This window comes from Paraburkholderia fungorum, from assembly GCF_046027605.1.
Classification (GTDB): Bacteria; Pseudomonadota; Gammaproteobacteria; order Burkholderiales; family Burkholderiaceae; genus Paraburkholderia; species Paraburkholderia fungorum_F.
Map to the genome: position 1 here is coordinate 64,547 of NZ_JAQQEF010000019.1, position 26,826 is coordinate 91,372.

At 63.7% G+C, this 26,826-nt stretch carries 30 protein-coding genes and 1 riboswitch; of the genes, 5 read left to right on the forward strand and 25 right to left on the reverse strand.

Annotated elements, in window-relative coordinates:
• Nucleotides 1–23: 23 nt before the first annotated feature.
• The 24 genes from PQR53_RS26915 to PQR53_RS27030 form a co-directional block, all read right to left on the reverse strand.
• On the reverse strand, nucleotides 24–416 hold the full coding sequence (locus PQR53_RS26915; protein WP_408460863.1) for a phosphoribosyl-ATP diphosphatase: 393 nt from the start codon (nucleotides 414–416) through the stop codon (nucleotides 24–26).
• Nucleotides 413–823 carry a phosphoribosyl-AMP cyclohydrolase gene (hisI, locus tag PQR53_RS26920; RefSeq protein ID WP_408460865.1) on the reverse strand — a complete coding sequence of 137 codons (411 nt, stop codon included), beginning with the start codon at nucleotides 821–823 and terminating at the stop codon, nucleotides 413–415. Before hisI ends, PQR53_RS26915 begins: the two co-directional genes overlap by 4 nt.
• Nucleotide 824: 1 nt before the next feature.
• Nucleotides 825–1,598, reverse strand: a complete 774-nt coding sequence (gene hisF / locus PQR53_RS26925) for an imidazole glycerol phosphate synthase subunit HisF (protein WP_063497498.1) — start codon at nucleotides 1,596–1,598, stop codon at nucleotides 825–827.
• Nucleotides 1,599–1,864: 266 nt separating this feature from the next.
• Nucleotides 1,865–2,617 (reverse strand): 1-(5-phosphoribosyl)-5-[(5-phosphoribosylamino)methylideneamino]imidazole-4-carboxamide isomerase, encoded by a 753-nt coding sequence (gene hisA / locus PQR53_RS26930; protein WP_408460869.1) that lies wholly within the window; start codon nucleotides 2,615–2,617, stop codon nucleotides 1,865–1,867.
• Between the two features lie 214 nt (nucleotides 2,618–2,831).
• Nucleotides 2,832–3,473 (reverse strand): imidazole glycerol phosphate synthase subunit HisH, encoded by a 642-nt coding sequence (gene hisH, locus PQR53_RS26935; RefSeq protein ID WP_408460872.1) that lies wholly within the window; start codon nucleotides 3,471–3,473, stop codon nucleotides 2,832–2,834.
• A complete protein-coding gene (locus tag PQR53_RS26940) occupies nucleotides 3,470–4,090 on the reverse strand; it encodes a MarC family protein (RefSeq protein WP_179734717.1) in 621 nt (206 codons plus the stop codon). Before PQR53_RS26940 ends, hisH begins: the two co-directional genes overlap by 4 nt.
• A 73-nt stretch (nucleotides 4,091–4,163) precedes the next feature.
• The gene (gene hisB / locus PQR53_RS26945; RefSeq protein WP_179734719.1) at nucleotides 4,164–4,751 is read right to left on the reverse strand and encodes an imidazoleglycerol-phosphate dehydratase HisB; all 588 of its coding nucleotides are present in this window, start codon (nucleotides 4,749–4,751) and stop codon (nucleotides 4,164–4,166) included.
• 117 nt (nucleotides 4,752–4,868) lie between these two features.
• Nucleotides 4,869–5,939 (reverse strand): histidinol-phosphate transaminase, encoded by a 1,071-nt coding sequence (gene hisC, locus PQR53_RS26950; RefSeq protein ID WP_408460876.1) that lies wholly within the window; start codon nucleotides 5,937–5,939, stop codon nucleotides 4,869–4,871.
• 193 nt (nucleotides 5,940–6,132) lie between these two features.
• Nucleotides 6,133–7,455 carry a histidinol dehydrogenase gene (gene hisD / locus PQR53_RS26955; RefSeq protein ID WP_408460879.1) on the reverse strand — a complete coding sequence of 441 codons (1,323 nt, stop codon included), beginning with the start codon at nucleotides 7,453–7,455 and terminating at the stop codon, nucleotides 6,133–6,135.
• A 60-nt stretch (nucleotides 7,456–7,515) separates the two neighbouring features.
• Nucleotides 7,516–8,211 carry an ATP phosphoribosyltransferase gene (gene hisG / locus PQR53_RS26960; RefSeq protein WP_408460882.1) on the reverse strand — a complete coding sequence of 232 codons (696 nt, stop codon included), beginning with the start codon at nucleotides 8,209–8,211 and terminating at the stop codon, nucleotides 7,516–7,518.
• Nucleotides 8,208–9,470: a UDP-N-acetylglucosamine 1-carboxyvinyltransferase gene (gene murA / locus PQR53_RS26965; RefSeq protein ID WP_494471274.1), complete on the reverse strand. Its 1,263-nt coding sequence runs from the start codon at nucleotides 9,468–9,470 to the stop codon at nucleotides 8,208–8,210. Before murA ends, hisG begins: the two co-directional genes overlap by 4 nt.
• 111 nt (nucleotides 9,471–9,581) lie before the next feature.
• On the reverse strand, nucleotides 9,582–9,821 hold the full coding sequence (locus tag PQR53_RS26970; protein WP_063497505.1) for a BolA family protein: 240 nt from the start codon (nucleotides 9,819–9,821) through the stop codon (nucleotides 9,582–9,584).
• 15 nt (nucleotides 9,822–9,836) lie between these two features.
• A complete protein-coding gene (locus tag PQR53_RS26975) occupies nucleotides 9,837–10,601 on the reverse strand; it encodes an ABC transporter permease (RefSeq protein ID WP_408460888.1) in 765 nt (254 codons plus the stop codon).
• Nucleotides 10,598–11,530 (reverse strand): ABC transporter ATP-binding protein, encoded by a 933-nt coding sequence (locus PQR53_RS26980; protein WP_408460890.1) that lies wholly within the window; start codon nucleotides 11,528–11,530, stop codon nucleotides 10,598–10,600. The genes PQR53_RS26975 and PQR53_RS26980 overlap by 4 nt, the downstream gene beginning before the upstream one ends.
• A gap of 236 nt (nucleotides 11,531–11,766) precedes the next feature.
• Nucleotides 11,767–12,069: an STAS domain-containing protein gene (locus tag PQR53_RS26985; RefSeq protein ID WP_408460893.1), complete on the reverse strand. Its 303-nt coding sequence runs from the start codon at nucleotides 12,067–12,069 to the stop codon at nucleotides 11,767–11,769.
• Nucleotides 12,066–12,698 carry an MlaC/ttg2D family ABC transporter substrate-binding protein gene (locus PQR53_RS26990; protein WP_408460896.1) on the reverse strand — a complete coding sequence of 211 codons (633 nt, stop codon included), beginning with the start codon at nucleotides 12,696–12,698 and terminating at the stop codon, nucleotides 12,066–12,068. Before PQR53_RS26990 ends, PQR53_RS26985 begins: the two co-directional genes overlap by 4 nt.
• A gap of 118 nt (nucleotides 12,699–12,816) precedes the next feature.
• Nucleotides 12,817–13,875 (reverse strand): MlaA family lipoprotein, encoded by a 1,059-nt coding sequence (locus PQR53_RS26995; RefSeq protein ID WP_408460898.1) that lies wholly within the window; start codon nucleotides 13,873–13,875, stop codon nucleotides 12,817–12,819.
• An 11-nt stretch (nucleotides 13,876–13,886) separates the two neighbouring features.
• Nucleotides 13,887–14,450, reverse strand: coding sequence for an outer membrane lipid asymmetry maintenance protein MlaD (gene mlaD, locus PQR53_RS27000; protein WP_408460901.1), 564 nt, complete (start codon nucleotides 14,448–14,450; stop codon nucleotides 13,887–13,889).
• Between the two features lie 91 nt (nucleotides 14,451–14,541).
• Nucleotides 14,542–15,309, reverse strand: coding sequence for a lipid asymmetry maintenance ABC transporter permease subunit MlaE (mlaE, locus tag PQR53_RS27005; protein WP_408460903.1), 768 nt, complete (start codon nucleotides 15,307–15,309; stop codon nucleotides 14,542–14,544).
• On the reverse strand, nucleotides 15,306–16,127 hold the full coding sequence (locus PQR53_RS27010; RefSeq protein WP_408460906.1) for an ABC transporter ATP-binding protein: 822 nt from the start codon (nucleotides 16,125–16,127) through the stop codon (nucleotides 15,306–15,308). The genes mlaE and PQR53_RS27010 overlap by 4 nt, the downstream gene beginning before the upstream one ends.
• A 94-nt stretch (nucleotides 16,128–16,221) precedes the next feature.
• The gene (gene thiE / locus PQR53_RS27015; RefSeq protein ID WP_408460909.1) at nucleotides 16,222–17,325 is read right to left on the reverse strand and encodes a thiamine phosphate synthase; all 1,104 of its coding nucleotides are present in this window, start codon (nucleotides 17,323–17,325) and stop codon (nucleotides 16,222–16,224) included.
• Nucleotides 17,322–18,137, reverse strand: a complete 816-nt coding sequence (locus PQR53_RS27020; protein WP_408461013.1) for a thiazole synthase — start codon at nucleotides 18,135–18,137, stop codon at nucleotides 17,322–17,324. Before PQR53_RS27020 ends, thiE begins: the two co-directional genes overlap by 4 nt.
• 39 nt (nucleotides 18,138–18,176) lie before the next feature.
• The gene (thiS, locus tag PQR53_RS27025; protein WP_408460912.1) at nucleotides 18,177–18,374 is read right to left on the reverse strand and encodes a sulfur carrier protein ThiS; all 198 of its coding nucleotides are present in this window, start codon (nucleotides 18,372–18,374) and stop codon (nucleotides 18,177–18,179) included.
• 86 nt (nucleotides 18,375–18,460) lie between these two features.
• Nucleotides 18,461–19,591 (reverse strand): FAD-dependent oxidoreductase, encoded by a 1,131-nt coding sequence (locus tag PQR53_RS27030; protein ID WP_408460915.1) that lies wholly within the window; start codon nucleotides 19,589–19,591, stop codon nucleotides 18,461–18,463.
• 237 nt (nucleotides 19,592–19,828) lie between these two features.
• A riboswitch (TPP riboswitch) is annotated at nucleotides 19,829–19,952 on the reverse strand.
• 393 nt (nucleotides 19,953–20,345) lie between these two features.
• Between PQR53_RS27030 and PQR53_RS27035 the strand changes: the two genes are divergently transcribed.
• From PQR53_RS27035 to PQR53_RS27055, 5 genes are all read left to right on the forward strand, one after another.
• Nucleotides 20,346–22,097 carry an ABC transporter ATP-binding protein/permease gene (locus PQR53_RS27035; RefSeq protein ID WP_408460918.1) on the forward strand — a complete coding sequence of 584 codons (1,752 nt, stop codon included), beginning with the start codon at nucleotides 20,346–20,348 and terminating at the stop codon, nucleotides 22,095–22,097.
• Nucleotides 22,098–22,120: 23 nt separating this feature from the next.
• Nucleotides 22,121–22,912, forward strand: coding sequence for an SDR family NAD(P)-dependent oxidoreductase (locus PQR53_RS27040; protein ID WP_408460921.1), 792 nt, complete (start codon nucleotides 22,121–22,123; stop codon nucleotides 22,910–22,912).
• Between the two features lie 108 nt (nucleotides 22,913–23,020).
• Nucleotides 23,021–23,761: a response regulator gene (locus PQR53_RS27045; RefSeq protein WP_408460924.1), complete on the forward strand. Its 741-nt coding sequence runs from the start codon at nucleotides 23,021–23,023 to the stop codon at nucleotides 23,759–23,761.
• Between the two features lie 91 nt (nucleotides 23,762–23,852).
• Entirely contained in the window at nucleotides 23,853–24,593 is a 741-nt protein-coding gene (locus PQR53_RS27050) for a response regulator (RefSeq protein ID WP_179734754.1), read from the forward strand.
• Nucleotides 24,590–25,861 (forward strand): ATP-binding protein, encoded by a 1,272-nt coding sequence (locus PQR53_RS27055; protein WP_408460927.1) that lies wholly within the window; start codon nucleotides 24,590–24,592, stop codon nucleotides 25,859–25,861. Before PQR53_RS27050 ends, PQR53_RS27055 begins: the two co-directional genes overlap by 4 nt.
• A gap of 35 nt (nucleotides 25,862–25,896) precedes the next feature.
• On the opposite strand, the gene PQR53_RS27060 is transcribed toward PQR53_RS27055, so the two are convergent.
• A complete protein-coding gene (locus PQR53_RS27060; RefSeq protein ID WP_408460930.1) occupies nucleotides 25,897–26,823 on the reverse strand; it encodes a tyrosine-protein phosphatase in 927 nt (308 codons plus the stop codon).
• Between the last annotated feature and the right edge of the window lie 3 nt (nucleotides 26,824–26,826).

A 26,826-nucleotide genomic window follows, 5' to 3' on the forward strand; every position in this document is an offset into this window, starting at 1 on the left:
CTAGCGCGGACAAAGCCGGGCAATCAGTCGCCGTTCTGCTCGCGCTCGCGGCTCTTGCGCAGCGCCTTTTCCTCGATGCCCGACAGGCCTTCGCGGCGCTCGAGTTCGGCGAGCACGTCGGCGGGGCTCAGGTCGAAATGCGACAGCATCACGAGGCAGTGAAACCACAGGTCCGCCACTTCGCCGACCAGTGCTTTCGGCGCGCCGCCGTGTCGCGCGTCTTTGGCGGCCAGTACGACTTCGGTGGCTTCTTCGCCGATCTTCTTCAGAATCGCGTCATCGCCCTTGTGAAACAGGCGCGACACGTACGAGACGTCCGGGTCGCCGCCCTTGCGGCTGCCGATGATGGCCGCGAGGCGCAGCAGCGTGTCGCTGGTGGACGAAGCGGGTGCCGGGGATTGCGTGGATTGCGTCATTTGTAGATGTGTTCGGGGTCTTTCAGCACGGGATCGACGGCGACCCAATCGCCATCTTCAACCGAGCCTTCGAATTTCTGGAAAAAACACGAGTGGCGGCCGGTGTGGCAGGCGATGCCCGACACCTGCTCGACCTTCAGCAGCACGACGTCTTCGTCGCAATCGAGCCGCACTTCATGCACATGCTGCACGTGGCCGGACTCTTCGCCCTTGAACCAGAGGCGCTGGCGCGAACGCGAGAAATACACCGCGCGGCCCAATTCCACCGTTTTCACCAACGCTTCGCGGTTCATCCACGCGAACATCAACACGTCGTTGGTCGACGCTTCCTGCGCGATCACAGGCACGAGGCCGTTCGCGTCCCACCTGACCTTGTCGAGCCAATCTACTGCTGAAGGATTCACCACGTCACAACCTCACCGAGATGCCTTGATCGGCCATGAAGCGCTTGGCCTCGCCCACGGTGTGTTCGCCGTAGTGGAAAATGCTGGCGGCCAGCACGGCGTCCGCGTGACCGCTCTTGATGCCGTCAGCCAGATGCTGCAGCGAACCGACGCCGCCCGAGGCGATCACCGGAATCGACACCGCATCGGACACCGCGCGCGTGAGCGCGAGATCGAAGCCACTCTTGGTGCCGTCGCGGTCCATGCTGGTCAGCAGGATTTCGCCCGCGCCGAGTTCGGCCATCTTGCGCGCCCATTCGACTGCTTCGAGGCCAGTGGCCTTGCGCCCGCCATGCGTGAAGACTTCCCAGCGCGGCGCTTCGCCGTCCGCGGAGACGCGCTTTGCGTCGATTGCGACGACGATGCATTGCGAGCCGTATTTGTCCGTCGCGTCGCGCACGAGTTGCGGATTCGCGACCGCCGACGAGTTCATGCTGATCTTGTCCGCGCCGGCGTTGAGCAAGCGCCGCACGTCTTCGACAGCGCGTACGCCGCCGCCGACCGTCAGCGGAATGAACACCTGGGAGGCGACCGCTTCGATGATCGGCAGGATCAGATCGCGTTGATCGGAGGTCGCGGTGATGTCGAGGAAGGTGAGTTCGTCGGCGCCCTGATCGTCGTAACGGCGCGCGATTTCGACCGGGTCGCCGGCGTCGCGCAGTTCGACGAAGTTGACGCCCTTGACCACGCGTCCAGCCGTGACGTCGAGACAGGGGATGATGCGTTTAGCTAGAGCCATGATCTTGCAATTCTGCCAATACCGCTGATGAGGCCACTCGCCGGAACTTCACGAGCGGCACAGTGCCGGCGCGGCGAGCCGCGTCAGACCGAATAGGCGCCGAAGACACATGCATGCGGCTTGACGCGCTAGCGGGACGCACCGTTGCGTCCGCTTGTCGTCGCTTTTACACCTGCTAGATGTGCGCCCGATGCCCGCCCGATGCCTGCTTTAGGCCCGGCTATGCGCCGATGCCGCGGCACATGCGACGCTGCGGGCGACGAACCTCAAGCGTCGTCCGATTCGCGCAGCCGGTCCGCGAGCGTCTGCGCAGCCGCGAAGTCCAGATCGCCCGAGTAGATCGCCCGGCCGCAGATCACGCCTTCGATGCCCTCGTCCTCAACTTCACACAGCGACTCGATGTCCGCGAGATTCGACAAGCCGCCGCTCGCGATCACCGGAATCTTCACCGCACGGGCGAGACGCACCGTGGCTTCGATGTTGATACCCTGCAGCATGCCGTCGCGGCCAATGTCGGTGTAGATGATCGACTCGCAGCCGTAATCCTCGAACTTGCGCGCCAGATCGGCCACTTCGTGACCGGTCAGCTTGCTCCAGCCGTCGGTGGCGACCTTGCCGTCTTTCGCATCCAGTCCGACGATGATATGGCCGCCGAACGCCGTACACGCGTCTTGCAGGAAGCCCGGATTCTTCACCGCAGCCGTGCCGATGATGACGTAGGACAAACCGTCGTCAAGATAGCGTTCGATCGTGTTCAGGTCACGGATGCCGCCGCCCAGCTGGACGGGAATCGCGCCGCCCACTTCCTCGATGATCGCGCGGATCGCGTCTTCGTTTTTCGGCTTGCCGGCGAACGCGCCGTTCAGATCGACGAGGTGCAGACGCCGGGCTCCGCGGTCGACCCAATGCCGGGCCATCGCCGCCGGTTCCTCGGAGAATATCGTCGCCTGGTCCATATCGCCCTGTTTGAGGCGTACACAGTGACCATCTTTCAGGTCGATGGCGGGAATCAGCAGCATAGCAATCGGGTGTTGTCTGGGAGGTGGTTGAAGGTCGGCGGCAGCGGCTGACAGGCCAGCCCGCTACAACGCCGTTTCGCTAGTTTAGTACAACTCTTTCGACGCCCTTGCGGAGCGCCATATCGAAGCGAAATCGTCGCGCTGCCATTGTGGCGCACGGGCGGCGTTCCGCTTGTGGCGAAACGGCGCACGACAGCAGAATGAAGAAAGGCGCTCACGGGTTCCAGTGCACGAAGTTGCGATACACGCGCAGCCCCGCCTCGGCGCTCTTTTCCGGGTGGAATTGGGTCGCGAAGATGTTATCCCGCGCCACCGCCGAGGTAAAGGGCACACCGTACACCGTTTCGCCCGACGTATGGGCGGCGTTGTCCGGCACGACGTAATAGCTGTGTACGAAGTAGAAGAACGCGTTGTCGGCGACGCCGTCCCACAACGGATGCGGCTGCGCCTGACGCACGCGGTTCCAGCCCATTTGCGGAACCTTGAAGCGCGAGCCGTCGTCCTGCACCTGGCCTTCCAGATCGAAGCGCAACACCTTGCCTGGCAACAGGCCCAAGCCGGGCGTATTGCCCTCGGCGCTCCAGTCGAACAGCATCTGCTCGCCGACGCATACGCCCATCAGCGGCTTGCTGCGCGAGGCTTCAACGACCGCTTCCTGCAGGCCGGATTCGGCCAGACTGCGCATGCAGTCTGGCATGGCGCCCTGGCCGGGCAGCACCACGCGATCGGCCGAGCGGATCGCCTCGGGCTGATCGACGATCGCCACGTCCGCTTCCGGCGCGGCGCGGCGCAATGCCTGGGCCACCGAGCGCAGATTGCCCATTCCGTAATCCACAATCGCTATCGAAGTTTTCATTTCAAGTTAGGCAGCAATGCCTTCAATCCGTCGACGATGAATTCCACCGCCAGCGCCGATAACATCAAACCCATCAGCCGCGTCCCGATGTTGATACCCGTGCGACCTACCCAGCGGGCAATCGGTTCGGCAAGACGCAGCGAGAAAAAGCAGATCGCCGCCAGCACCGCACCGATTGCAATCAGGCTCAGCCGGTCGTACCAATGCGCCGAGCCGGCCGCGTAAATGATCGTGGTGCTGATCGCGCCCGGGCCGGTCAACAGCGGGATCGCCAGCGGCACGACCGCGATGTTGTCCTTCTGTTCGGCTTCATGGCGCTCTTCCGGCGTCGAACGGCTGTTGCCGATCTGCGCGTTCAGCATGTTGATCGCCATCAGCAGCATGATGATCCCGCCGCCCACTTCGAGCGACCCCACCGAAATACCGAAGAAACTGATGATCTGCTGTCCGAGCAGCGTGGTCACCGCAATCACACAGAACACCGAAATCGCCGCAATGCGGATGGTCCTGCGCCGCTCGGCGTCGCTTTGAAGCGCCGTCAGGCTCATGAAGAACGGAATCGCGCCGACCGGGTTGATCAGCGCCAGCAGCGAAATAAACGACTTCAGAATATCCATCGCACACCGGTTGCGTGGAAGCGCAGCCGGTCCTGGTCGTAGTCGTGTTTTAGATGAGCTGGTGAACTAGCGCTTAAAGGCTGCCCTTGGTCGACGGAATCTGGCCCGCCGCGCGTTCGTCCAGTTCGACGGCCATGCGCAAGGCCCGCCCGAACGCCTTGAACACCGTTTCCATCTGATGATGGGCGTTCAGGCCGCGCAGGTTGTCGATATGCAGCGTCACGCCGGCATGGTTCACGAAGCCACGGAAAAATTCGATGGAGAGATCGACGTCGAACGTGCCGATGCGCGCACGCGTGAACGGCACGTGGAATTCGAGGCCCGGACGGCCGGAAAAATCGATCACGACGCGCGACAATGCCTCGTCGAGCGGCACGTAGGAATGGCCATAGCGGCGGATGCCCTTGCGGTCGCCGATTGCCTTCGCGACGGCCTGGCCGAGCGTGATGCCGGTGTCTTCGACCGTGTGGTGGTCGTCGATATGCAGGTCGCCATGCGCTTCGATTTCGAGGTCGAACAATCCATGCCGTGCGATCTGGTCGAGCATGTGATCAAGAAACGGCACGCCGGTGGCCAGCTTCTGCTGACCGGTGCCGTCCAGATTGATCTTCACACGGATCTGCGTTTCGCTGGTGTTGCGAACGACTTCCGCAAGGCGCATGGTAATTCCTCGAATCTAGCTAGAAAGCGATAGTAGTGTGGGGTGGGAACACGGCGGGCCGCGCGCACTTTCCCCGCTTGAAGGAAATGCTTACGCGGCCATTCGGCACGCCGTTGCTCAGTGCAGCACGAGTTTCAGTCCAGCGATCAACTGGGCGTTTTCCTCGGGCGAACCGACGGTCAAACGCACGCAATTGACCAGCAATGGGTGCATTTTACTCACGTTTTTGATCAGAACCCGTGCCGCCAGCAGCGTTTCGAACATAACGGATGCGTCGGGCACCCGCACCAGCAGGAAGTTGCCGGCGCTCGGGAACACTTCGGCGCCCGGCAATTCGGCCACGGCCTGCGCGAGTTTCGTGCGCTCTTCGCGCAGTTGCTCGGCCTGGGCGTCGAGCACGTCGATGTGGTCGAGCAGGAAATCGGCCGCAGCTTGCGTGAGCACGTTGGTGTTGTACGGCGGGCGCACCTTGTCGAATTCGGTGAGCCAGGCCGGCCTGCCGACCAGATACCCCAGGCGGATACCGGCCAGGCCCAGCTTGGAGACGGTACGCATCACAACAACGTTGTCGAACGCATCGGCACGCGGCAGCCAGCTTTGCTGCGCGAACGGCTGGTACGCCTCGTCGATCACCACCAGGCTCCTGCTCGCCGCTGCGATGACGCGCTCCATGTCCGCGTCGTCGTACAGCGTGCCGGTCGGATTGTTCGGATAGGCCAGATAGACGATCGCCGGTTCATGCTCGGCGATCGCCGCCAGCATGGCTTCGGTGTCGAGTGTGAAATCGGACTTCAACGGTACGCCGACGAATTCCAGATGCGCCAGCGTCGCCGACATCTGATACATCACAAAACCCGGCACCGGCGCAAGCACCTTGGCGCCCGGCTTCGCGCACGCCACCGACATCATGCTGATGATTTCATCCGAACCGTTGCCGAGCAGTACGTCGCAACCCGCGGGCACGCCCATCACGCGTTTGATCTTTTCGATCAGCGCTTCCGGGCGCGGCGCCGGGTAACGATTCAGCGCGACGCCGGCCAGATGTTCGCCGAGATGCGCGGCGAGCACCGGTGGCAGCGGAAACGGATTTTCCATTGCGTCGAGCTTGATATAGCCCGTGGCGTCCGGAACCGGATAGCTCGTCATCGCGAGCACGTCGCGGCGGATGATGTCTTGAGGTGTCGTCATAAGTCAGCGGAACGGTCCGCGAGGGAGATGCTGGCCTGGCATCGGCGCCACGTTGGCCGCGCCGGGTTGGTCTGTCTTGTCGTTATTTAACGGGAAGCCGGGCGAAATCCGTCGGTGAAGTTCGGGGGCATCGGTTCGATGCCCGCCTGCTCCCTCGTCGGGTTCGCCGTATTCAGGGGCGGCTGCCCCGTCTTCAGCCGTTCTGCCGCATGCGGTATTCGGCGCTGCGGGCATGCGCCTGCAGGCCTTCGCCATACGCGAGTTCGGCGGCGATCTCTCCGAGCGTCTGCGCGCCATCCGCACTGACCTCGATCACGCTCGAACGCTTGAAGAAATCGTAGACGCCCAAGGGGGACGAGAACCGTGCGGTACGAGACGTAGGCAGCACGTGATTGGGCCCCGCGCAGTAGTCGCCGAGGCTTTCGCTCGTATAGCGGCCAAGGAAGATGGCGCCGGCATGGCGGATCAGCCGACCCCATTGATGCGGTTCCAGCGCGGAGATTTCGAGGTGTTCCGGTGCGATGTCGTTGGCGATCGCGCAGGCTTCGGCCATATCGCGCACCTTGATCAGCGCCCCGCGGCCTTCGAGCGATGCGCGGATCACGTCCCGCCGCGGCATGCTCGGCAGCAGTTCGTTGATCGCGTCATGCACGCGGGCGATGAACGCGTCGTCCGGACACAATAGGATGGACTGCGCGAGTTCGTCGTGCTCAGCCTGCGAGAACAGGTCCATCGCGACCCAACGCGGGTCGGTCGTTCCATCGCACAGTACCAGGATTTCCGACGGCCCAGCGATCATGTCGATGCCGACCGTACCGAACACGCGGCGCTTGGCCGACGCGACATACGCGTTGCCCGGACCGCAGATCTTGTCGACTGCGGGCACCGTTTCCGTACCGTATGCCAATGCGCCTACCGCCTGCGCGCCGCCGATCGTCAACACCCGGTCCACACCGCCCAGCAAGGCCGCCGCCAGCACCAGCGGATTTTTCACGCCGTCCGGCGTGGGCACGACCATGACGATTTCGCGCACACCGGCCACGCGGGCCGGAATCGCGTTCATCAGCACCGACGACGGATACGCTGCCTTGCCGCCCGGCACGTAGATACCCGCGCGATCCAGCGGCGTGACCTTCTGGCCGAGCACGGTGCCGTCGGCTTCCGTGTATTGCCAGCTATGGCTGCCGCACTCGATCTTCTGCTTCTCGTGGTAACCGCGCACACGCGCCGCCGCCGCTTCGAGCGCCGCACGGCGCTTCGGCTCAAGACTTTCGAGCGCCGCTTCGAGTTCGGACATCGGCAACTCGAGCGCCTCGACGCTCTTCGCCTCGACACGGTCGAAGCGCTTCGTGTACTCGAGCACCGCAGCGTCGCCGCGCGTTTTCACGTCGTTCAGAATCTGCGCGACCGAGCGCTCGATTGCTTCGTCTTCGCTCGCCTCGAACGCGAGCACCGCGTGCAGCGACTTCTGAAAGCCGGGAACGCTGGAATCGAGTTTGCGAATCTTGATAGACATACAGATATCCGTTTCGGTAAGGCGCGCTAAAGCGTGATCAAACGAGCGTGGTCAGACTATTCAGGCCGCGGTGCCGGCCTTCGACGCGCGTTCAAACGCGTCGAGGATCGGCCGCAGCGCGGCGCGCTTGAGCTTCAGCGCCGCCTGGTTCACAACGAGGCGCGACGAAATCTGCATGATCTCCTCCACCTCGACAAGATTGTTGGCGCGCAAAGTGTTGCCCGAGCTCACCAGGTCGACGATCGCATCGGCAAGACCGACCAGCGGGGCGAGTTCCATCGAACCGTAAAGCTTGATCAGGTCGACGTGCACGCCCTTGGCGGCAAAATGCTCACGTGCGGTTTCAACGTACTTGGTTGCGACACGCAAGCGGGCGCCCTGGCGCACCGCGTTCGCATAATCGAAACCCGCGGCCACCGCAACCGACATGCGGCAGCGCGCAATCTCCAGGTCGACCGGCTGATACAGCCCACTGCCGCCATGTTCGAGCAACACGTCTTTGCCGGCTACGCCGAAATCGGCTGCGCCGTATTCGACGTAGGTCGGCACATCGGTCGCGCGCACGATGATCACGCGGACGTTCGTGTCTGTGGTCGGCAGAATCAGCTTGCGCGAGGTTTCCGGATCTTCGGTGACTTCAATGCCGGCCGCGGCGAGCAGCGGCAGGGTTTCTTCGAAGATACGCCCTTTCGACAACGCCAGCGTAAGCGGTGCGCTCACGGCCGGCGAAGACGAAGTTTGCGGCATCGAACTCATGCCTGGCTCCCGGCGACGCGGCGCACCTTTGCACCGATGGCGTTGAGCTTGGTCTCCATCCGGTCGTAACCGCGATCCAGGTGATAAATCCGGTCGATCAGCGTTTCGCCTTCGGCGCGCAACGCGGCAATCACGAGACTCGCCGAAGCACGCAGATCGGTCGCCATCACCTTCGCGCCTGACAGCTTCTCGACGCCGGTCACGAGCGCGGTGTTGCCGTCGATCGTGATATTGGCGCCGAGGCGGTTCAGTTCCTGCACGTGCATGAAGCGGTTCTCGAAGATCGTCTCGACCACTTGCGACGTGCCGTCGGCGAGCGTGTTCAGCGCCATGAACTGCGCTTGCATGTCGGTCGGGAACGCCGGGTATTCGGAGGTGCGGAACGTGACAGCGCTCGGACGCTTGTCCATGCGCACGCGCATCCAGTCATCGCCCTCTTCGATCGTGACGCCGGCTTCGCGCAGCTTTTCCGTCACGGCTTCGAGGATCAGCGGACGCACTTTGCGCAAAGTCACGTCGCCACCAGCGGCCGCGACTGCGCACAGGAAGGTGCCCGCTTCGATACGATCCGGAATCACCGTATGTTTCGCGCCGTGCAGCTTGTCGACGCCCTGGATGACCAGCCGATCCGTGCCGATGCCCTCGATCCTCGCGCCCATCTCGACCAGCAGATGCGCGAGATCGCCGACTTCCGGCTCACGCGCCGCGTTCTCGATCACCGTTTCGCCCTCGGCCAATACCGCTGCCATCAGCAGGTTTTCCGTGCCGGTGACGGTGATCATGTCGGTCACGATGCGCGCACCCTTCAGACGCTTCGCGCGCGCTTCGATAAAACCGTGCTCGATCGTGATCTCCGCGCCCATGGCCTGCAGGCCCTTGATGTGCTGATCCACCGGACGCGCGCCGATTGCGCAGCCACCCGGCAACGATACCCGAGCGTGACCGAAGCGCGCGACCAGCGGGCCGAGCACGAGGATCGACGCACGCATGGTCTTCACCATCTCGTACGGCGCGACGAGGTTATCGACCTTCGACGCATCCAGCGACACACGCCCCTCACCGCTCTCGATACGCACGCCCATCTGGCCGAGCAGCTTGAGCATCGTGCGCACGTCCTGCAAGTCGGGCACGTTCTCCAGATGCACCGGCTCCGCGCTGAGCAGACTCGCGCACAGGATCGGCAACGCCGCGTTCTTGGCACCCGAGACGACGACTTCACCCGATAGCGGGTAGCCACCTTCGATGATGAGTTTATCCATGCCTGTCTCTTCCTGATTGACCCGGACTTCGGCCGGGGCTGCTTTGACTGTGTTCGACGCGCCGCTACCGGCGTCACGCCCTTCTTGAGTAATTCGCACTAAATTTCCAGATTACGCGGTCTGCCATTCGGCGGGCGTCAGCGTCTTCATGCTGAGCGCGTGGATTTCCTCGCGCATGCGGTCGCCGAGCGCCGCGTACACGAGTTGATGGCGCTGGATCAGACGCTTGCCTTCGAAACTCGGCGAAACGATGGTCGCGAAGAAATGCTGACCGTCGCCTTCGACTTCGAGATGCTGGCAAGCGAGCCCAGCCGCAATGTATTGCTTGACCTGTTCGGGAGTGGGCAACATGAGAGAAGCTCCTGATCAGTGGCGCAGTTTGAAGCCGGTGGCGAGCATGCGCATCGCCACGAGTGCCAGCACCACAAAGAAACCGGCAACGATCGCCAGGCTCTCGAGCGGATTGATATCCGACATCCCGAAGAAACCGTAGCGAAAGCCGTCGATCATGTAGAAAAAGGGATTGAGCCGCGACACTTCGCGCCACACCGGCGGCAGCGTATGCGTCGAGTAGAACACGCCCGAGAGGAACGTGAGCGGCATAATCAGAAAGTTTTGAAACGCCGCAAGCTGATCGAATTTTTCGGCCCAGATGCCGGCGATCAAACCGAGCGTGCCGAGAATCGCCGCACCGAAAATCGCGAAAAGAATGATGTAGAGCGGCGCGGTGAAGCTGACCGGCACGAACCAGATCGTCACGATGAACACGCCGAAGCCGACCGCCAGACCCCGTGCCACGGCAGCGAGCACGTACGCGCCGAACATCTCGTAGTGCGAGAGCGGCGGCAGCAGCACGAACACCAGGTTGCCGGTGATCTTCGACTGGATCAGCGAGGACGAGCTATTCGCAAACGCGTTCTGCAACACGCTCATCATCACGAGACCCGGAATCAGAAAGCTCGTGTACTCGACGCCCGGATAGACCTCCACGTGACCGCGCAACGCGTGGCCGAAAATCGTCAGATACAGGAGCGCCGTGATGATCGGCGCCAACACGGTCTGGAACGCCACTTTCCAGAATCGCAGGATTTCTTTGTAAAACAGCGTGCTGAAACCACTATAGCCGCTCATGCAAGCCCCTCGATCACTTCCGGACCGTTCATCACCTGAACGAACACATCTTCGAGGTCGGCTTTGCGGACCTCGATTTCTTCGAATGTACAACCCGCTGCGCGGCACTGCGCGAGAATCGGTTCGACCTCGTCGTAGCTCGACAGGCGCAGCAGATGCTGGCGGCCATTGCCGTTGCCCGTGCCGCTTTCCACTTCGAGTGGACGTAACTCAACCGGCAAGACGCCTTGCGCAAAACGCAGGAATAGCTGCATGCCGGCAAAGCGTTGCAGCAGCGCGCTGGTGCGCTCGAGCGCGACCACTTCACCCCGCCGCAACATCGCAATGCGGTCGCACAGCGATTCGGCTTCTTCCAGATAGTGCGTGGTCAGCACGATCGTGTGGCCTTCGCGATTCAGGCGCGAGATGAATTTCCACAGCGTTTGACGCAACTCGACGTCGACGCCGGCAGTCGGCTCGTCGAGCACGATCACCGGCGGCCGGTGCACCAGCGCCTGCGCCACCAGCACGCGACGCTTCATGCCGCCCGATAGCGCACGCATGTTGGCGTCGGCTTTGTCGGTGAGGTCGAGATTGGCCATGATCTCGTCGATCCACGCGTCGTTATTGCGCAGGCCGTAGTAGCCGGACTGGATGCGCAAGGTTTCGCGCACGGTGAAGAACGGGTCGAACACGAGCTCCTGCGGCACCACGCCGAGCGCGCGGCGCGCGTCGCGGAAATCATTGACTACGTCATGGCCGCGCACCGCGATGCTGCCTTCATCGGCGCGTGCGAGACCGGCGAGGATGCTGATGAGCGTTGTCTTGCCCGCGCCGTTCGGACCGAGCAATCCGAAGAACTCACCTTCTTCCACTGTGAGGCTGACGCCCTTGAGCGCCTGCAAGTCCTTGTAGCGCTTCTTGACGTTACGGATTTCTATGGCTGACATGACTGTGGGCCGCGTGTGCCGCGGCGCCTAAAGAAGCCCTGTGGGGGCGCAAAAATGCTGGAAGGGACGAAATTGGGGCCGGTTATCTGCCCCAAAAAACGTTTGATTATAGGGCAAAAATCGGTAACCCCGACTTGGCCGGGGTGATTGGAAGTGATGCTATGGGAGTGTCAATGTCGCGCGGGCTGCAAGCAGCATGGGACCATGCGTAGCGCGCTATGGCGCTGGAGTAAGCGCTAAAGCGCTAACTCCGATCGACAAAGAAGGGTATCGACGCCGTAGGCTCGTGCGAGGCTGGCGAGACCAGCCGGCAGATTGACTATCTCGAACTTGACGCCACGTGCCTGGGCGGCACGCTCCCACGCGAGCAGAACGGCCAGCGCGGACGAGTCGAATTGCGCAAGCGACGCACAATCCACGCCGTTCGCGCCTGCGGCAATGCGCTGCAGACCCGCCGCAAGCGCGGCTTTCGCGCTCTCGTGGGTCAGCGTCGCGCCGCATTCGAAGCGGCTCGCGACGGCGTTCAGCACCTCGCTCACGACTGCTTGCCCGCAGCCAGTTGCTGATTGCGCTGCGTGAGGAACTGGATCAGCCCGTCCACGCCCTTCTGCTGGATCTGCTCGTTGAATTGCTGCTGGTACGCCTGAATCAGCCACGCGCCGAGCACGTTGATGTCATACACGCGCCAGCCGTTAGGCGTCTTGTACAGACGGTAGTCGAGTTCGATCGGCGAGCCGTTGTTCATCACCACCGAGCGCACCACCGTGTCGGTGTCGTCCGGGTTCATGCGGAACGGCTTGTACTGGATCTGCTGGTCACGCACTTGTGCCAACGCACCTGAATACGTGCGGATCAACAGCATCTTGAACTGTTCGACCACCTGGTTTTGCTGCTCAGGCGTAGCGGTGCGCCAGTTGCGGCCCATCGCCAGTTGCGTGGTGCGGCGGAAATCGGTGTACGGCAGAATCTTTTCGTTGACGAGCTGAGTGATGTGCGAGATGTCGCCTTGCTGGATCGACTTGTCGGCGCGCACCGCGTCGATCACCTGCTGGGTGACCGTCTTGATCAGGGCGTCCGGCGAATTGGCGTCGACCGTTTGTGCCGATGCACCGGCACTGGCGAAAGAAAACAACGCAGCGAACAACGGAATCAGGAATAGTTTTTTCATATCGAACCTTGCTTGCCTTAAAAATAGTGCAACCGTTTGAGCCGACATTAGCACGCGAGTTCAGCAGCAATCCATGCGCAAACTGCGAGAGTCGTATCGATCTGTTACGGTTGCACGATCAACGCAATTTGAATGACGGAAAGTTGAAACGCGACGGCGGAACCAGTTGGCCGGCCGGGATTTGCGTCGTTTCCGGACCGCCGTTCAGATCGAGCGGCGGAGTTTCGGTGCTGCCCGAGGCGGCTTCCGGGGCCGCAGCCGTGCCGGTCGCGCCTGCGGTTGCGCCCGCTGCCGAGGCGGCTTGCGGCGGTGTCGCCGCTGCGGTACCGGAGGCAGCGGCCGCCTTCGCAGCAGCACCTTGTGTGCCTGCTGCACCGGTCATAGCGCCGGCCGGCGCCGCAGCCGCGCCGCCCTCGACGTCGTCGTACTTCGGCAGCGGCGCTTCATCGCCGTAGTTCGGCAGCGCCTGCGCTTGCTTGCCGTCCGACAGCAGATACTGGCGGCGTTGCAAATAGGCGTTACGCACGAACGAGTATTTGTCGAGCGCGGCGCCTTCCAGCACGTCGCTCGCGTTCAGCAAATTCGCACGCGTGTTGATGACGTTCAGGCCATACAACGCCCAGCTCAGACCATCCGGATGAATGTAGCTGAGCGGATTCACATAGTAGTTGCCGACCGAGCCGATCGCGTCGCGTACCGTGCTCGGGCCGAACAGCGGCAGCACGAGATACGGGCCCGCCGGCACGCCGTAGTGGCCCAGCGTCAGGCCGAGATCGTTGTCATGTTTGGGCAGCTTGGCGAGCGTCGCCACGTCGAACAGACCGCCGACGCCGAACGTCGTGTTGATCACGATCCGCATGATGTCTTCGACGCCATCGGTGATCTTCAACTGCAGCAGGTTGTTCGCCGCGATGTAGACGTCGCCGATGTTCGAGAAGAAGTTGGTGACGCTGTCGCGCACCGGTTGCGGCGTCGCCCAGACATAGCCCTTCGCGACCGGCTTCAGCGCGTACTGGTCGAGCTTGTCGTTGACGGTGAAGATCGTACGGTTCAGGCCTTCGAGCGGGTCGCCCTTGGTCGGAGTCTGCACGGTCGAGCAGCCGGCGAGCGCAGCGGCCGCGAGCGCGAACGTCGCGATCTGGACGGTGCGCACGCCTCGTATGCGTAGGGTCTGCATTTTTGTTCTCCTTATTGACCGGCCGCGCCGGAGGCGGGCAGAGTCGGCGCCGCTGGCGCGGGCGCCGTGGCGGGACCGGCCGCAGGGGTAGCCGAACCCGCGCCCGGCTTGGATGCGCCCGAGTCCGCGGCCTTGCTGTACAGGAATTGTCCAATCAGGTTTTCAAGCACGATCGCCGACTGCGTCATCGAAATCGTGTCGCCCGCCTTAAGCATCTCGCTGTCGCCACCGGGTTCGAGCCCGATGTATTGCTCACCCAGCAGACCCGAGGTCAGGATCTTCGCCGAGGTGTCTTTCGGAAACGGGTATTGCTTGTCGATGTCGATCGTGACGACAGCCTGATAGGCATTGCTGTCAAAGCCAATCGAATCGACCCGGCCGACCGTCACACCCGCGCTCTTCACCGGCGCGCGCGCCTTCAGTCCGCCGATATTGTCGAACTTGAGCTTGACCGGGTACGTTGCCTGAAACGACAACGAGCTCATATTGCCGGCCTTCAGCGCGAGAAAGAGCAACGCCACGAAACCCAACACTACGAACAGGCCGACCCAGAAGTCGAGAGCAGTCTTTTTCATCGTCATCCCAAAGTGAATCCGCCACGCCGCTCGCGCTCCCGTCACGCGCAGCCCGAGGCGCGCCCGCTGACGGCAAGCGTGCAGCGCAGTCTTAGCTGAACATCAGTGCGGTCAGCAGAAAATCGAGGCCGAGCACCGCAAGCGACGCGTACACAACTGTTTTGGTCGTGGCGCGCGACACGCCTTCAGGCGTCGGCTTGGCTTCATAGCCCTGAAACAGCGCAACAAAGGTCACCGCGACGCCGAACACCACGCTCTTGATGACCCCAGCGCCGACGTCGCGCCAGACATCGACGCCGCCTTGCATCTGCGACCAGAACGCGCCGGCGTCGACGCCGATCAGCAGCACGCCCACCACATAACCGCCGAACACACCGACCGCGCTGAAGATCGCGGCCAGAATCGGCATGGAAATAATGCCTGCCCACAGGCGCGGCGCCACTACCACTTTCACCGGATCCACGGCCATCATTTCCATGGCGGTAAGTTGCTCGCCCGCCTTCATCAAGCCGATTTCAGCCGTGAGCGAAGTGCCCGCGCGACCGGCGAACAGCAGCGCCGTGACCACCGGCCCGAGTTCGCGCACCAGCGAAAGCGCGACCAAAAGCCCCAGTGCCTGTTCGGAGCCGTAGCGGTTCAACGTGTAATAGCCCTGCAACCCGAGCACGAAGCCGACGAACAGCCCCGACACGGCGATGATCACCAGCGAATAATTACCCACGAAGTGGATCTGCTTCGTGACAAGGCGCGGCCGGCGCAGCAGCGGGAAAAACTCGAGCAGCAGCCGGAAGAAGAAACGCGTGGCATACCCGGCCGTGCCCAGCCCGCCGATCACCGAACGGCCGATCGCACTGATCATGACTGACCTCCGCCAATGCCGAAGTCCGCTGCGAGCGGCGCCTTGCTGGGATAGTGGAATTTGAACGGGCCGTCTGGCGCGCCGTCGATGAACTGGCGCACCGTAGCGTCAGTCGACGCCCGCAGCTCGGCCGGCGTACCTTCGGCATGCACCCCGCCGTTGGCGAGGAAGTAGACGTAATCGGCAATCGCGAACGACTCCGGCACGTCGTGTGTGACGAGGATCGACGTTGCGCCAAGCGCCTGATTCAGCGCGCGAATCAGGTTTGCGGTGATGCCGAGCGAGATCGGATCGAGGCCGGCGAACGGCTCGTCGTACATCATCAGTTCGGGGTCGAGCGCAATGGCGCGGGCCAGCGCCACGCGCCGCGCCATACCGCCGGAAATCTCCGACGGCGCCAGGTCGCGCGCGCCGCGCAACCCGACCGCGTTGAGCTTCATCAACACGAGGTCGCGGATCAGTTCTTCGGGGAGGTCGGTGTGCTCGCGCAGCGCGAAGGCGACGTTTTCGAACACCGACATATCGGTGAACAACGCGCCGAACTGGAACAGCATGCCCATCTTGCGGCGCAGCGCGTACAGGCCGTCGCGCGTCTGCTGGCCGATGTCCTGGCCTTGAAACAGGATCTGGCCGCGCTGCGCGCGGACCAGACCGCCGATCAGGCGCAGCACCGTGGTTTTGCCGCAACCCGAGCCGCCCATGACCGCGACGACCTGGCCGCGCTTGAAGCGCAGATTCAGATTCGACAGGACGAGCCGGTCGCCATAACCGAAGTCGACGTCGCGCAGCTCGAGTAGGGTCTCGGGGGAGGAAGACACGAAACTGACAGTCCTTTTACACGGAAGGCCGAATTATAGGGCCATCATGCAAAAGCTGCGTTGAGACGCCCTGTCCCTTTACCCAACTTGACGATTATTGCGTAAACGCATGTTGCAGCGCAGAAACCGCGGCAGCCGGATCGGCGGCCTCGGTCACGGCACGCACCACGGCCGCGCAACCCACGCCGGTCGCCAGTACCTCGGGGAGCACCTGCAGATCGATCCCGCCGATCGCCACCAGCGGCACGACGCCGTCGAGCAGGCGCACATAGCGCGCGAGGCGCTTGAGGCCCTGCGGTGCGGTCGGCATGACCTTGGTGGTGGTCGGGAACACTGCACCCAATGCAATATAGCTGGGCCGGAAATGCAGCGCCTTCAGAATCTCGTAGAAACCGTGCGTCGACAGACCGAGCCGGATGCCGGCTGTGGCAAGCGCCGACAGATCGGCGGTGTGCACGTCTTCCTGGCCGAGGTGGACGCCGTAGGCAGCCGCTTCCAGCGCGGCCTGCCAGTGATCGTTGATGAAAACCTGGGCATCGTGCTCGCGGCCCACGGCGACGCAGCGGGCGATTTCGCGCTTTAGTTCGTCCGCGGGTTCGGCCGATTTGCGGCGCAACTGCACCGTTTTCACGCCGAATCCCACCACCTTTTCGACCCATTCGGCAGTCGGCAACACCGGATACAAGCCGAGCCGGTCGGGGCAACGCGCGAACGCTTGCGCCGGCGCGGCCGGCAGACCGGCGAGGCGCGGAAAGTGTGCGATATCGGCCGGGAACGCGTCGTCCGCGCTGGTTTCGTCGCCGTCGCGCCACGCGAGAGCCAGCACCAGCGCGTCGTGCGGATCGAAACCGCAGTCCAGAAACGCCGCCAGCGCGGCAATCCAGTCGTCCGCCAGATGACCTTCCAGAGCGTATTTCTCGCCCCCCAGATGCAGCGTCGCCGTGTTCTCCGCGGCGACGATCACGCCGGCACCCTGTACCTGCCAGCGCGCCACCTGCTCACCGTGCTGCTGCGCGTCGGCGACGACGATCAGATCGCCGCCGTTCGGCCCATCCGGCGCGGTCAGGCAGATACGCCACGGCGCATGCGTGGGTGGCCATTCGCCGAGGCGGGCGCGGATCCGCTCGGCGGCTTCGGTGAGTTCATCGGCGGGCGGCCAGAAGAGCTCGCGACCGGTCAAAGGCAAAGTCTGCGTCATGCGGCGCTCCCGTCTTGATGCCAGAACGGCATGCCGACCACCGGCGTGCTCGCGTGTGCGCTTTCGCGCTCGGCCATCGGCCCCGCCAGGAAAGCCTGGCGGCCCGCTTCGACACCCAGCGCAAAGGCGCGCGCCATCGCGTCGGGATGCGTGGCTTGCGATACCGCGGTGTTCAACAGCACGCCGTCGAAGCCCCATTCCATCACTTGCGCCGCGTGCGACGGCACACCGAGACCCGCGTCGACAATCAGCGGCACATCGGGCAGCCGTTCGCGCAACACGCGCAGCCCGTACGGATTGATCACGCCTTTGCCGGTGCCGATGGGGGCGCCCCACGGCATCAGCGCTTCGCAGCCCGCATCGAGCAGACGGCGGCCGATCACGAGATCTTCGGTGCAATACGGCAGCACCTTGAAGCCGTCCTTGATCAGTTGTGCAGCCGCTTCGATCAGGCCGATGGGATCGGGCTGCAGCGTGTAGTCGTCGCCAATCAGCTCGAGCTTGATCCAGTCGGTTTCGAAGATTTCACGCGCCATATGCGCGGTCGTCACCGCTTCGCCGACCGTCAGGCAGCCGGCCGTGTTTGGCAACAAAGGCACGCCGTGGCGCTTGAGCAGGTCGAAGAAGCCGGCTTCGGCGCCGCCTTCGTTCATCTGCCGGCGCAGCGCGACGGTCACCATGCCGGGGCGCGCGGCGTCGATCGAATCCGACAGCGATTGCAGCGACGGATAGCGCGAGGTGCCGAGCAGAACGCGGCTCGCGAAGCTTTGGCCGTAGAGCGTGAGCGCGTCGGCGGTATAGGAGGAAGTGATTTGCATAGTCCTGGTCTCCGGCAATGCGTGGCGCGGCATTTAACCGCCGGCTACGGGTTGCACGACATCGAGCTTGTCGCCCGGCTGCAGCGCGCGTGCCGCATGCTGGGTACGCGCGACGAAATCGCCGTTCAAGGCGACCGCGAACGGCGGACGCGCGCCGAATGCGGTGAGCGCATCGGCAACAGTCGCGCCTTCGGGCAGCGACAACGGCTTCTGATTGATATGAATGTCCATGATGTTCGAATACGGTTCAATCGATGGCGGTAGCGGCGCGGCGCGCTGATTTGCCTGCGGTCAGTTCCCCAGCAGGCGCGCAACGCTCATGCCGGCTCCCGCGTGGAATCCAGGTGAAACAGCTCGCTCCAGCGCGCGGCACTTTGCCAGTCGGCGAAAGCATCGGCGTCGCCGATGCGGCCGTCGAGCAGCGCCGCGGCAAAGCGCACAGCTTCGTCGGCAACTTCGGGCACGATCATGTAGCCGTGCCGGTACAGGCCGTTCACGCGCAGTGTCTGCGCGCCATCCCACAGCAAAGCCGGACGGTGGTCCGGCAAAGTCGGGCGGCACTGCGAATTCAGTTCGAGAATGCGGGCCTCGCCGAAGCCGGGATGCACGGAAAACGCCGCGCTCAGCAACTCGAGCGCCGAGCGCACGCTGACCGGCGACATGTCCTCGCCTTCCACCTCGGTCGCGCCGATCACGTAGAGATCATTGGGCTTCGGCGCGATATACAGCGGATAGCGCGGATGCAGCAGGCGCACCGGCCGCGTCAGCTTGATACCGGGCGCATGCACGCGGGCAACTTCACCGCGAATGCCGCGCAGCGTCGGCAACACGGGCTTCGCGCCCAAGCCGCGGCAGTCGATCGTGATGCGCGCGGGCGGCAGCGCGTGATCGTCGACCGCTGTGTTCCAGTGCGTTTCGACACCGCGCTGGGCGAGGCCCGCGGCAAGCGCGGCCAGCACCTGGCGGTTATCTAGCTGGCCTTCGCGCGGCAGCAGCCAGCCCTGGTTGAAACGCCCCGCCAACGCCGGCTCAGCGGCACCGACCTGAGCACCCGCCAGCGTAACGAAGCCGCCGTCGAGCAATTCAGCAGGTGCGTTCGAGCGCACCCGGCGCTCGAACAACGGCGCTTCAGTACGGTCGGCGTGATGCCATACGACCAGCGTGCCATTGCGCTGAAAAAACACGGGTTCGGGCAATTCGGCCAGCACGTGCGGCCAGCTGTCGAGCGAACTCGCGCCCAGACGGGTGATCAGCAGTTCAGCACTGGCGGCTTCGGCGAGCGGCGCCAGCATGGCGGCGGCAACCCACGCCGCGGCTTGCGTGCCCGCGGCATCGCCACGCTCATAGAGCGCAACCCGGTGCCCCTGGCCGGCCAGACGCCACGCGACGAGACGCCCGCACAGGCCGCCGCCAAGGACCGCGAAATCAGGTTGAGCGGAACGACTCATCTCGCCCACCCCGAGTCGCAACGGCAAGCAAGGCTAGAACAGTACGACGCGCCGCCACGGCCGATGAAAGCATGGCCGACAGCACAACACGCAAAACACATATCTGAAGAATAGGCGGTCATCGAGTCCTTTCCGTACGGCCAAAAACGCACGTACCCAGGACGAAACCGGCGGGCAAGGCCGGCCGGGCAACACGCGCATCCAATGACGGACGCCGCCCGGCGGGGAATGGAAGACTGGCTGCTTCCGGAAACTTCCCGCGCCGGTATTACCCGGATCGGGTGCAAAGGGTCTCTCTCAGCCTCGCCGCCGCTACGTGAGAATCACGCAGCCTGTGGGCGAAGCACCCCTGTTTCGTCGAAGGTCATTAGACCATAAAAGGCGCGGCGCCCGCAAACCGACGGGCGAGCCCTCGCGCGCGGTTGGTCCGGCACCATCTTTCGCTTCATCAATACGGCCAAGGGCGACGCTCTGGCACAATGCCAACACCCGATGCCGCAGGAGCCACGCGCGTGCGACATGCCTGGCCGCATGTGCGACTGCGGCATCGTGGCGAGGCCTTGCAGCGGAAATTAATTTTCACTTAAGGGCTTCGCGCCAGAATCGCACACTCACCCGGATGTGCGTTCGACGAGCACGACGCCCGGGGCACGCACCGCAAACCCGACCCAGGCCGGCCTGACAGAGGCCAGCCCCGGACGGGCCAGCCCCAAATGGGCCAGCCCAAATGGGCCAGCACTTCATCAGGATGCTCATGACACCGAATACCGCTTCCAGCCCCGCGCTGCCGCCGGACGAAAAAGTCTCCGCCTGGAGTCTGATCAAACCTTATTGGATTTCCGAAGAACGAAAAACGGCGTGGGGGCTGCTTATCGCGATCATCGTGATGAATCTGCTCGTCGTGTGGATCAACGTGCGCCTGAACCGTTGGAGCGCCGACTTCTACAACGCGCTGCAAACCAAGAACGTCCACGACTTCCCGCACCTGCTGATGGTGTTCTCGGGGCTCGCGTTCGGCTTCATCATTCTCGCGGTGTACGGCCGCTATCTGCGCCAGATGCTCGGCTTTCGCTGGCGCCAGTGGCTGACCACCCGTTATCTCAACGAGTGGCTGCACGACAGCGCCTTCTACCGGATCGAACGCGACCGGCTGACCGACAACCCCGACCAGCGGATCAGCGACGACCTGCAATCGTTCGCCACCACCACGCTCTCACTGACGCTCGATCTGCTGTCCACGGTCGTCACGCTGGTTTCGTTCATCACGATCCTGTGGTCGCTGGCCGGCGCGCTGACCATTTCGCTCGGCGGCATGCCGCTGCAGATTCCGGGTTACATGGTGTGGGCCGCGGCACTGTACGCGGTGGTCGGCTCGCTGATCATCCAGAAGGTCGGCCATCCGCTCGTATCGATCAATTACCAGGCGCAGAAAGTCGAGGCGGATTTCCGTTTCGGCCTGATCCGTCTGCGTGAAAACGCCGAGCAAATCGCCTTCTACAACGGCATGGAGACCGAGAAGAAGAACACCCACACGCTGTTCGGCCGCATCCGCGACAACTGGTGGCAAGTGATGAAGTACACCAAGCGGCTCACCTTCGTGCTGAGCTTCTATGGTCAGATCGCGATCATCTTTCCGCTGGTGGTGGCGGCGCCCCGCTACTTCGCGGGCGCCTTCACGTTCGGCGTACTGATGCAGATCTCGAGCGCATTCGGCACCGTCAGCGATTCGTTTTCGTGGTTCATCAACAGTTACGGCACGCTGGTCGAATGGCGCGCTACCGTGAACCGGTTGCGTGAATTCAAGCGCATCGTGCATGCGCCGCGTCTGAAGGAATCGGTGTCGCCGGCTACCGCGCATGGCGGCATCAATCTGCATTTTGTCGACGAAGACAAGCTCTCCACCGAAGACCTGCAGCTTTCGCTGCCGAACGGCAACCCGCTATCGCGCATCCGCAATATCGCGATCACGCCGGGTTCGCGCTGGCTGGTGCGTGGGCCGTCCGGTTCGGGCAAGAGCACGCTGATGCGCGCGCTCGCCGGCTTGTGGCCGTTCGGCAACGGCTCGATCGACGCCCCGGTCAACGCACGCATGATGTTCATCCCGCAAGTCAGCTACATGCCGATCGGCACGCTGAAAGCCGCGCTCGCCTATCCGTCCTCCGCTGACGCCTACACCGACGAAGAATGCCGCGAAGCACTCGTCACCTGCCACCTGTCGGAATACGCCGACCGTCTGCAGGAATCGGGACACTGGACACGCATCCTCTCGCCGGGCGAACAGCAACGTCTCGCCGGCGCCCGCGTGCTGCTGCACAAGCCGGACTATCTGTTCCTCGACGAGGCAACCAGCGCGCTCGATGCGGAAAACGAAGCCCGTCTCTACCACCTGTTCACCGAGCGGCTGCCGAAGGCGGCGATCGTCAGCGTCGCGCATCGCGAATCGCTGGCGGCGTTCCATGGCGATACGCTGGACGTCGAGCGCTCGGGCGAACCGATTGCCGCGTGAACAGCGAGAGCAAGGAAACAGACATGAGCAGCACGACTGGCACGAGCGGCGCCGAACTTGATCGCGTCGTCCTGATCACCGGCGCGGGTTCCGGGATCGGCGCGGCACTGGCCCGGCGGATCGCCGCGCCGCGCACCGCGTTGATGCTGCACGCACGCGGCGCCGATGACGAGGCGCGCCAGCGCCTTGCCCAGGTCGCCGCCGATTGCAGCGCGAACGGCGCACATTGTGCGACAGTGTTCGGCGATCTGGCCGAACGCGGCGCCGCCGAACACGTGATTCATCAAACACTCGCGAGTTTCGGCGCGCTCGATCAACTGGTGGCGAACGCGGGCCACGCGCAACGGCAAACGCTCAACGCACTCGACGCGGATGCGTTCAGCGCTGCCTTCGCCGCGATGCCTGCCGCGTTCGCCGCGCTCGTGAAGCGCGCCACGCCAGCCCTGGAAACCTCGAAACGCGGTCGCGTGGTCGCGCTCAGTTCGTTCGTCGCGCATCGCTATCGCGCGGATGCGCCGTTCGCCGCCACGGCGGCGGCTAAAGCGGCGCTCGAATCGCTGGCTAAGACCGCGGCTGCCGAACTTGCGCCGCATGGCGTGACGGTCAATTGCGTGGCGCCCGGCTACACCCGTAAAGATCGCGGCCCCAGTGCCGATAATGCATCGGTGTGGACCCGCGCCGCCGAAGCGACACCGCTCGGTCACGTCGCCGAGCCCGCGGATATCGCGGCGCTGATTGCGTTCCTGCTTTCCGATGAAGCGCGTCATATCACCGGCCAGGTGATCCATATCGACGGCGGCCTCACGTTGGGCTAAGCGACAGGCCAGCTAGCCGCACCGTCTGCTTGCCGTTTCTTATGCGAGAAAGGATTCGAAAGCGTTACGCGCTTTGCACCGCTCGCGTGGCTCACTAAGATGACCTGAATGAACCCATCCATTCTGGTCGTCGACGACGACCCCGTCGTACGCGAACTCGTCAGCGGATATCTGTTGGGGCGTGGCTTCAGGGTGTCCACGCTCGAACACGGTATGGCGTTGCAGCGCACCTTGCAGGACGAGCGTCCCGCGCTGATCGTGCTCGACATCATGATGCCGGAACTCGACGGCATCAGCGCGCTGCGCGCATTGCGCGTCGCCGGCGACGATATTCCCGTGATCCTGCTGACGGCGCGCGCCGAGCCGATCGACCGTGTGATCGGCCTCGAACTCGGCGCCGACGACTATCTCGGCAAGCCGTTCGAACCCAGCGAACTGGTCGCGCGGATTCGCACGGTTCTGCGCCGCCGCGGCGCGCTTGCGCCGAGTGCGCCGGAGCAACGCGCGCCCTATCGCTTCGGCCGTTTCGAGGTGAATTTCCCGGCGCGCGAATTGCACCACGACGGCGAGCGCATTGCGCTGCGCTCGAGCGAATTCGCGATGCTCAAGGTGTTCGTTACGCACGCGATGACCGTCCTCACGCGCGCGCAGTTGCTGGAGAAGGTGCATGGCAATAGCGAGTCGCATCGCAATCGCAGCCTCGATGTGTCGATCTGGCGTTTGCGGCGGCTGATCGAAGTCGATCCGTCCCAGCCCCGCTATGTGCAAACCGTCTGGGGACGCGGCTACGTGTTCGTGCCGGACGGTGAAATCGGCGTGGCGGAACGTAGCGCGCCGCTGCTTACGTAAGATTTGTCCAAATTTCCCGTCGCGCGGCTGCGTAAGCATTGGTAAGAAAACAGTCGGTCGTGCGTCGCGCGCGCCAGTCTAGAATTTCGCCATGAATCCACAGGTCCTTATCGTCGACGACGACCCGGTCGTACGCGATCTGCTTTGCAAGTTTCTGCAGACGAACGGCTTCGACGCGTCGGTGCTGCACGACGGCACCCATCTGCAACGCCGGCTCGAACGCGAGCGGCCGTCGGTCGTCGTGCTCGACATCATGATGCCGAACACTGACGGCCTGCGCGCGCTCACCGCCCTGCGCGCGGCCGGCGACGACATTCCGGTGATCTTCGTGACGGCGCGCGGCACGGTGGCCGACCGCATCGTCGGGCTTTCGCTTGGCGCGGACGACTACCTGACCAAGCCGTTCGATCCACGCGAGCTGCTCGCGCGCATCCATACGGTGCTGCGCCGCCGTGGCCCGTCCACCACGAGCGCGCCGGAAGCCCGCAAGCCGTATCGCTTTGGCCCGTTCGAACTCGATTTCGCCACCCGCTCGCTATCGCGCGACGACTCGAAGCTGCCGCTACGCGACAGCGAATTCGCGCTGCTGAAAATCTTCGTCAACAATCCGTACAAAGTGCTGTCGCGTGTGCTGATTCACGATCTCGTGCATCGCGACAACCTCGCCTTCCGCGACCGCAGCCTCGACGTGCCGATCTGGCGCCTGCGCCGCGTGATCGAAGACGACCCGTCCAATCCCTGCTACGTGCAAACAGTGCGCGGCAAAGGCTACGTCTTCGTACCCGACGCCGACGGCACCCCGTTCGCCGACGAGGCCGCCGCAAACGCATGAGAAATCCGCTGAACACGCTGTTCGGCAGAATGGCGTTGCTCTCGACGGCGGTCCTGTTCGCGATTCAGGCGTGCTGGTTCGTGCTGGTGGTGATGCAGCCGCCCCGCCACGAAATCGACGGTTTCGCGCGCGGCATTCTGCTGGTGCTGCAGGCGATCAACGGCGAACCGATCAAGGGGGCCGCGCTCGCGCCCGCCATGCGCGTGCACCTCGTGCCCACCTGGAACATGCCGTCGAGCGTTCATCTGCATACGCCGACCATGCATCCATTGGTCGAACTGAGCCGGCATTTGCGTGAGAACTTGCCGCCCGGCACGCAGATCGCGGTGGACGACCTACGCCCGCCGCAGCTATGGGTATTGTTCCCCGGCAAGTCGAACTGGGTCGTCGTGCCGGTGGACGTGCCGCCGCGTCCACGTTTCCTGGTCGAATCCATCTCGATGCTGCTGGCCGCGTTGATTCTGTCGCTGTTCGCGGTCTGGCAGATGCAGCGGCCGCTATCGCGCGTGGCGGTGGCGGCGCGCGCGTTCGGGTCGGGCGGCCGGCCGGAACCCGTCACGGTGGAAGGCCCGCGTGAGCTGCGCGATCTGATCGGTTCATTCAACGACATGATGCGGCGCCTGAACGAAGCCGGCGACGACCAGGCGGTGATGCTGGCCGGCGTCGCGCACGATCTGAAAGCGCCGCTTACGCGGCTCAAATTGCGCGCGAGCGTACTGGTCGCGGAAAACGAGCGAGCCGGACTGATCCGCGACGTCGACTCGCTGACTAATATCGTCCAGCAGTTTCTCGAGTTTGCCGGTCAATCCGCCGACGCCGGACCGCCGATCGAAGTCGACGCCTTCCTGAAGGAACAGTTTTCCGCCAGCGACAGCACCGAGACGCCGCTGTTCGCGCTCGATCTGCGCGCGGGTTCGTCGTTCACGCTGCCGCGCACCTTACTCGACCGGCTGGTCACGAACCTCGTCGACAACGCGCTCGAGCACGGCTCGCCGCCGGTGGATATCGCCACGTCGCGCAATGACCGGCATTGGGTGATCAGCGTGCGCGACCACGGCCCGGGCATTCCCGACGAGCGCGTCGCCGCGGCAATGAAGCCGTTCGTCCGGCTCGACGCCGCACGGGGCGGCGAAGGTCATTGCGGCCTCGGTCTCGCGATCGTCGCGCGGCTCGCGCACGACCGCGGCGGACGCTGCCATGTTCGCAATCACGCGCAAGGCGGCCTCGAAGTACGAATCGAATTGCCGGTCGTGCCAACGCTAACGTGAGAATGGTGCAGAACGGTTGAGCGTGGGAGCAGGCGTCAGACGACCAGGCGGCTGTGCAAGGTATCGATGGTCGCTTGAGACATGCCAAGGCCTTGCGTCAGATAGTTCGTCATCGTGCCATAGCTCGCCTGCACCTGATCGAAGCCCGCTTGCAGATAGTTTTCCTGAACGCTGAACAAGGGCGACTCGGCCGTTGCGACGGCGTCGCCATCCTGCGCACGCAGCGCGGCGGCCTGGGCCTGGATCGACTGGGCCAGATAGACGTTGCTCAACAAATAGTCCTGCATGATGACGTCGAGCGGCACATTGGCGATGCTGAGCAGGAGCGCCGCGACCCAACCGGCACGGTCCTTACCCGCGTTGGAATGAAACAGTTGCGCGCCGGCGCCGTTAGCGAGCCGCGTGAGGAGTTCGCCGTAGCCGATGCGCTGGGCAGCACCGGTAACGTAGGCGCGCGCCTGGGCTTCCATGAACGCCACGGCGGCGTCTGCCGTATCGAACGTTGGCGTGACGAAGTCGCTGGTACCCAGGACGTCGAGCGCCTGTGATGCCGCACCGGCCGGCAGACTATCCGCAGTGCGCGCGATTTCACCGGGCGTGCGCAGATCGTAGACCGAGGCGATGCCGAGTTTGTCGAGGGCGGCCGCGTCGGCGGCGCCGAGGGTCAACGCGTTCGCGCGATAGAAGGCGCCGCGGCGCATCTGCTTGCCGTCGACAGTGGGATAGCTGGTGGCTGCACCCGCTACATCGCGAAAGTTGTTCACCGACGCGAGGCGTGGCGTTGCCGGCTGATCAGCGTCCAGATTTCCGCCCCCGCAAGCCGACAGCAGCGAACTGCTCATCCCTCCGAGCAACAACACACTTACCGAAGATTTCAGGAACGCACGACGCGATTGATCTGCCCGCAAAGGCGTGCTCGCGAGGCGGCGGGACGGCGAGCGGGCTTTTGGGGTTGCGGGCATGAG

Coding starts and splice junctions, on each gene's coding strand:
- PQR53_RS26915 (WP_408460863.1), bottom strand. CDS start 416: ATGACGCAATCCACGCAATCCCCGGCACCCGCTTCGTCCACCAGCGAC.
- hisF (WP_063497498.1), bottom strand. CDS start 1,598: ATGGCTCTAGCTAAACGCATCATCCCCTGTCTCGACGTCACGGCTGGA.
- hisA (WP_408460869.1), bottom strand. CDS start 2,617: ATGCTGCTGATTCCCGCCATCGACCTGAAAGATGGTCACTGTGTACGC.
- hisH (WP_408460872.1), bottom strand. CDS start 3,473: ATGAAAACTTCGATAGCGATTGTGGATTACGGAATGGGCAATCTGCGC.
- PQR53_RS26940 (WP_179734717.1), bottom strand. CDS start 4,090: ATGGATATTCTGAAGTCGTTTATTTCGCTGCTGGCGCTGATCAACCCG.
- hisB (WP_179734719.1), bottom strand. CDS start 4,751: ATGCGCCTTGCGGAAGTCGTTCGCAACACCAGCGAAACGCAGATCCGT.
- hisC (WP_408460876.1), bottom strand. CDS start 5,939: ATGACGACACCTCAAGACATCATCCGCCGCGACGTGCTCGCGATGACG.
- hisD (WP_408460879.1), bottom strand. CDS start 7,455: ATGTCTATCAAGATTCGCAAACTCGATTCCAGCGTTCCCGGCTTTCAG.
- hisG (WP_408460882.1), bottom strand. CDS start 8,211: ATGAGTTCGATGCCGCAAACTTCGTCTTCGCCGGCCGTGAGCGCACCG.
- murA (WP_494471274.1), bottom strand. CDS start 9,470: ATGGATAAACTCATCATCGAAGGTGGCTACCCGCTATCGGGTGAAGTC.
- PQR53_RS26970 (WP_063497505.1), bottom strand. CDS start 9,821: ATGTTGCCCACTCCCGAACAGGTCAAGCAATACATTGCGGCTGGGCTC.
- PQR53_RS26975 (WP_408460888.1), bottom strand. CDS start 10,601: ATGAGCGGCTATAGTGGTTTCAGCACGCTGTTTTACAAAGAAATCCTG.
- PQR53_RS26980 (WP_408460890.1), bottom strand. CDS start 11,530: ATGTCAGCCATAGAAATCCGTAACGTCAAGAAGCGCTACAAGGACTTG.
- PQR53_RS26990 (WP_408460896.1), bottom strand. CDS start 12,698: ATGAAAAAACTATTCCTGATTCCGTTGTTCGCTGCGTTGTTTTCTTTC.
- PQR53_RS26995 (WP_408460898.1), bottom strand. CDS start 13,875: ATGCAGACCCTACGCATACGAGGCGTGCGCACCGTCCAGATCGCGACG.
- mlaD (WP_408460901.1), bottom strand. CDS start 14,450: ATGAAAAAGACTGCTCTCGACTTCTGGGTCGGCCTGTTCGTAGTGTTG.
- mlaE (WP_408460903.1), bottom strand. CDS start 15,309: ATGATCAGTGCGATCGGCCGTTCGGTGATCGGCGGGCTGGGCACGGCC.
- thiE (WP_408460909.1), bottom strand. CDS start 17,325: ATGACGCAGACTTTGCCTTTGACCGGTCGCGAGCTCTTCTGGCCGCCC.
- thiS (WP_408460912.1), bottom strand. CDS start 18,374: ATGGACATTCATATCAATCAGAAGCCGTTGTCGCTGCCCGAAGGCGCG.
- PQR53_RS27030 (WP_408460915.1), bottom strand. CDS start 19,591: ATGAGTCGTTCCGCTCAACCTGATTTCGCGGTCCTTGGCGGCGGCCTG.
- PQR53_RS27035 (WP_408460918.1), top strand. CDS start 20,346: ATGACACCGAATACCGCTTCCAGCCCCGCGCTGCCGCCGGACGAAAAA.
- PQR53_RS27040 (WP_408460921.1), top strand. CDS start 22,121: ATGAGCAGCACGACTGGCACGAGCGGCGCCGAACTTGATCGCGTCGTC.
- PQR53_RS27045 (WP_408460924.1), top strand. CDS start 23,021: ATGAACCCATCCATTCTGGTCGTCGACGACGACCCCGTCGTACGCGAA.
- PQR53_RS27050 (WP_179734754.1), top strand. CDS start 23,853: ATGAATCCACAGGTCCTTATCGTCGACGACGACCCGGTCGTACGCGAT.
- PQR53_RS27055 (WP_408460927.1), top strand. CDS start 24,590: ATGAGAAATCCGCTGAACACGCTGTTCGGCAGAATGGCGTTGCTCTCG.
- PQR53_RS27060 (WP_408460930.1), bottom strand. CDS start 26,823: ATGCCCGCAACCCCAAAAGCCCGCTCGCCGTCCCGCCGCCTCGCGAGC.